The sequence below is a fragment of the Dietzia sp. CW19 genome (genome assembly GCF_014145265.1).
GTDB lineage: Bacteria > Actinomycetota > Actinomycetes > Mycobacteriales > Mycobacteriaceae > Dietzia > Dietzia natronolimnaea.
In genome coordinates, this window is record NZ_JAALEE010000117.1 from 1 (window position 1) to 4,225 (window position 4,225).

The following is a 4,225-nucleotide window of genomic DNA, read 5'->3' on the forward strand; positions in this document are numbered from 1 at the left end:
CCCGCGGGGCGGTGGCGCTCGGTGCGCAGTCCTCAGTTCGCGGTCGAGCGGGCGGGTGGGGCGGCGATCCCGCCTCCGCCCCAGTAGCCGCAGGGCACCCCGATCAGCACGCCCAGTGCGGTCTCGACCGGGGTGTGGTGGCTGATCCGGACCCGTGCCCACGCCACGGGTGGCACCAGAACGAGCAGCCGCCAGTATCCGGGCGAGATCTGACGGGCCAGCACCGAGACGACACCGGCGAGCACGGCGGTGTGGAACGAGACCTTGACCCGGATGGTGGCGGCGCCGGCCACGCCCAGCGCCACGAGAGCCGCCCGGGTCATCCGCTGCAGTGCGACGGGCGCCCCGCGGCGACGTTGGGCCACCATCAGGGTGGCCACCGACGCGGCGATTCCGGCGATCACCAGAGGGCGGTCCTCCCTGCGGGTGACGTGGTGATCGGACAGGGCCTTGCGTCGCACCCGCCAGACGATCGCCGCCTGGGGTAACACCCCCAGTCCGGCTGCGGTCGCCGCTCCCCAGCCGGTCGAGCCCACCCGGTGGCCGAGGTGGAGCGAGCCGGCTGTGAGCACCACCCACGGGGCGAAGACCTCGGTCAGGACCACTGCCGGGGCGGCGGTCGCGTCTTTCGACGGTCCCGCGCCGGCTCGCGAGGTCGCCTCAGTCGACAAGGGACCGGGCCAGGCGCAGGGCGGCGGCGTCGACCACCGCGTCCGCCGGAAGTCGGGGGATGTCCCCGTGGTGCAGGACGATCCGGGCGTGGGTGCCCATCACGACTCCGGACGCGAGAGCAGCGGAGGGGCGTAGTCGAGGCGGTCGACGAGCCACATGATCGTGGCCACCTCGCCCACCCAGGCCAGGCTCACGCACCAGCCGGCGAGGACGTCGCTGGGAAAATGCACGCCGAGGTACATGCGGGTCACGCCGACCGCGGGGACGTAGGCGCTGGACCCGGCGATCACCGGGTAGCGCCACCCGGTCGGCCACGCGAGCACGCAGGCGCAGCCGGCGAGCGCCGCACTCGCCATGGCGTGCCCACTGGGGAACGAGTAGCTCTTCTCCTCGACGATGTGGGTGAAGAAGGTGGGGCGGTCCCGCCGGTACATCAGTTTGAGGACCGAGTTGATGACGGTGGACCCGACGAGGGAGACCGTGAGCAACGCGGCCGGTCGGCGGCTGCCCCGCACGTAGGCCAGGTAGCCCGCGGCGGCGAGCGCGAAGACCGGGACGGCGGTGACGCCGCCGAGTTCGGTGACCGCCCTGACGATCCGGGTGTTGCGCGGGGTGTGTCGCCTGCGCAACCACAGCATGACGGGCCGGTCGAAGGGCAGCTTGGCACCGGAACTGATCCGCTCGGCCAGTTCGACGAACCCGATGACGGGTAGCGCGAACCCGGCGAACGCGACGCCGAACACCGCCCAGGTCCCGCGCGGCAGGGGCACCTGGCCCCTGTCGACGATGCTGCCCAGGACCCCGTCCGAGGGGGTCAGCGGCCGGAGGACGTCCTTCGCCGCGGACAGGGTCCGGCTGCGGCGGGAGGTCGTCGTTCGCGACATGCCCACACCCTAGGCAAGGTCGCGCGGCGGCGGGGGATCCCCGCGAACCGTGACACCGCGCGCTGACCGCGGGCCGTGTCTACTGTGGATCGTGTCGACCCGATCAGCGGAGGACGTATGACCCAGACCCGTGTGGAACGAGACCTGCTCGGTGAGAAGGCGGTCCCGGCTGACGCCTATTACGGGATCCACACCGTGCGCGCCGTCGAGAACTTCCCCATCGATTCGAAGACCATCAGCGACATCCCGGACTTCATCCGCGGGATGGTCATGGTCAAGAAGGCCGCCGCGCTGGCGAACCTCGAGATGGGAGTCCTGGACCCGGACATCGCCGAGGCCATCGTCGGTGCGTGCGACGAGATCCTGCTGGACGGCCGCTGCATGGACCAGTTCCCCTCGTGCGTCTATCAGGGCGGGGCCGGCACCTCGGTCAACATGAACACCAACGAGGTGGTGGCCAACCTCGCGCTGGAGCGGACCGGTCACCCCAAGGGCGCCTACGACGTCATCAGTCCGAACGACGACGTCAACCGGTCGCAGTCCACCAACGACGCCTACCCGACCGGTTTCCGGATCGCCCTGTGGCACTCCCTCGAGCGGCTCGAGCCGGCGATCGTCGCGTTGCGGGAGGCCTGCTACGACAAATCGGAGGAGTTCCGCGAGGTCCTCAAGATGGGCCGGACGCAGTTGCAGGACGCCGTTCCCATGTCCATGGGCCAGGAGTTCGGTGGATTCGCGGTGACCCTCGACGAGGAACTCCACGTCCTCGGCGCGGCGGCCCGGATGCTGCTCGACGTGAACCTCGGCGCCACGGCCATCGGCACCGGCGTCAACACGCCGCCCGACTACCGCCGTGCGGTGGTCGAGCACCTGCGGGTCGTGACCGGTCTGCCGGTCACCGGGGCCATGAACCTCATCGAGGCGACCAGCGACACCGGCGACTACGTCAACGTCCACGCCGCTCTCAAGCGGACCGCGTCCAAGGTGTCCAAGATCTGCAACGACCTGCGTCTGCTCTCCTCCGGCCCGCGCGCGGGATTCAACGAGATCAACCTCCCCGAGCTCCAGGCGGGGTCGTCGATCATGCCGGCCAAGGTGAACCCGGTGATCCCCGAGGTGGTCAACCAGGTCTGCTTCAAGGTGATCGGCAACGACGTCACGGTGACGATGGCGGCCGAGGCGGGGCAGCTGCAGCTCAACGTGATGGAGCCCGTGATCGCGCAGGCGATGTTCGAGTCGATCTCCCTGCTCACCAAGGCGATCGAGACGCTCACGGAGAAGTGCGTGCGGGGTATCACGGCCAACGTCGAGGTGGCCCGCCGCAACGTCATGGATTCGATCGGCATCGTCACCTATCTGAATCCCGTGATCGGTCACCACAACGGCGACCTGGTGGGCCGTGAGTGCGCGCGCTCGGGCCGTGGCGTCCGCGAGGTCGTGCTGGAGATGGGCCTGCTCTCGGCGGAGGAGGTCGACGACATCCTGTCCCCCGCGAATCTGCTGCGGCCCCGGTACAAGGGCAAGTCGAGTGGTCAGCTGGCAGCCGCGCCTCCCGACGACCTGTCGGACCCCACCCGAGACGCGGATCGCCCCGACCACCCGAGGGGGTGACCGGGGGTTCTCCGGTGTCGGTGGAGTCGGGTCAGGCGCCGTTCTCGACGGGGCCGACCCGGCCGATGCTGCTCACGGCGAGCTGTCCGATCAAGCTGTCGAATCCGAACGACTGCTCGAGGGCGGCGGTGGAGCCGGAGATGAAGCCGTTGATCGCGGCGGACGAACCGACGGTGAAATCGAACTGGGCGAAGAAGTCGGCGAGTGCCTTCAACATGGTGTGCCTCCCGGTGGGTGTCGACGCGGTCTGTGCCGCGTGGGCGGACCGTGTGCCCGTCTCTACCTGGTCTATCCGTGGTCGACCCCGGGACGTTAGCCCCGAAATATGCTGAAACCTGTTACCGCAGCGGCTAACGTCGGGGCATGAGTTCTCCCACCTCCCGCGTCGTCGCGGGCCGTCAGATCACGTTCCCGGTCCCCGTCGTCTCCGCCTCGATATCGGGTGCCGCGTTCCTGTCGCGGACGGCCGTGGCCCGTCGGCTGATCGCCGCAGGGCCCCAGTCCGCGATCCTGGATTCCGCGGGGGCCGAGCCGGTGTCCCTCCCGGGTGGCCGTACGCCGGTCACGATGATCCACGTCCGGTACCACGACGTCCCGGGCAACGTCCTCGGTGGATATCACGAGGTGGGGTTGGCATTCCAGGTCAAGGTCCCGGGGGTCGGGGTCCAGCAGCACATCCACGAGCTGCCGGTCGACCAGGACTTCACCCTCGCGGCGGGCAACGAACTCTGGGGCTTTCCCAAGTGGAAGGGCGACATGGTCGGGACGGCCGGTGGAGCCCTGGACGACGCCCGTCTCGGAGCCGTGGGGTCCTCGGGGGCCGGTGGCATCGACCTGAAGCTCGACACCCGCCTGGGGGTGCCGCTCCCCGGTCGCCACTCCCTGGGGATGAACTGCATCCAGGTCCTCGACGGCAAGCCGGTCCTGGTCCGCGCCGGCGCCAAGGTCTCGGGCGGCCGGTTCCGGCCGCTGGGGGGCGCCCGCGTGGCGATCGCCTCCGGGGCAGAGGACGGCGATCCCCACATCGCCCGGATCGCCGAGGCCGTCCGCGAGCTCGG

5 protein-coding genes are annotated in these 4,225 nt (G+C 70.0%); 2 read left to right on the forward strand and 3 right to left on the reverse strand.

Translation table 11 applies throughout. The annotated features are described in order from the left end of the window. Positions 1–32 precede the first annotated feature (32 nt). Positions 33–605 carry a hypothetical protein gene (locus tag G6021_RS04155; protein ID WP_347238911.1) on the reverse strand — a complete coding sequence of 191 codons (573 nt, stop codon included), beginning with the start codon at positions 603–605 and terminating at the stop codon, positions 33–35. A gap of 165 nt (positions 606–770) precedes the next feature. Further along, positions 771–1,556 (reverse strand): phosphatase PAP2 family protein, encoded by a 786-nt coding sequence (locus G6021_RS04160; RefSeq protein ID WP_182640724.1) that lies wholly within the window; start codon positions 1,554–1,556, stop codon positions 771–773. 117 nt (positions 1,557–1,673) lie between these two features. On the opposite strand from G6021_RS04160, the gene aspA reads away from it, so the two are divergent. Then, positions 1,674–3,167, forward strand: a complete 1,494-nt coding sequence (aspA, locus tag G6021_RS04165; RefSeq protein ID WP_179523719.1) for an aspartate ammonia-lyase — start codon at positions 1,674–1,676, stop codon at positions 3,165–3,167. Positions 3,168–3,198: 31 nt separating this feature from the next. On the opposite strand, the gene G6021_RS04170 is transcribed toward aspA, so the two are convergent. After that, positions 3,199–3,384: a hypothetical protein gene (locus G6021_RS04170; RefSeq protein WP_182640725.1), complete on the reverse strand. Its 186-nt coding sequence runs from the start codon at positions 3,382–3,384 to the stop codon at positions 3,199–3,201. A 146-nt stretch (positions 3,385–3,530) separates the two neighbouring features. On the opposite strand from G6021_RS04170, the gene G6021_RS04175 reads away from it, so the two are divergent. After that, positions 3,531–4,225: acetoacetate decarboxylase family protein (locus tag G6021_RS04175; protein ID WP_182640726.1), on the forward strand; the 695-nt coding region annotated here is incomplete at its 3' end.

Coding starts and splice junctions, on each gene's coding strand:
- G6021_RS04170 (WP_182640725.1), bottom strand. CDS start 3,384: ATGTTGAAGGCACTCGCCGACTTCTTCGCCCAGTTCGATTTCACCGTC.
- aspA (WP_179523719.1), top strand. CDS start 1,674: ATGACCCAGACCCGTGTGGAACGAGACCTGCTCGGTGAGAAGGCGGTC.
- G6021_RS04160 (WP_182640724.1), bottom strand. CDS start 1,556: ATGTCGCGAACGACGACCTCCCGCCGCAGCCGGACCCTGTCCGCGGCG.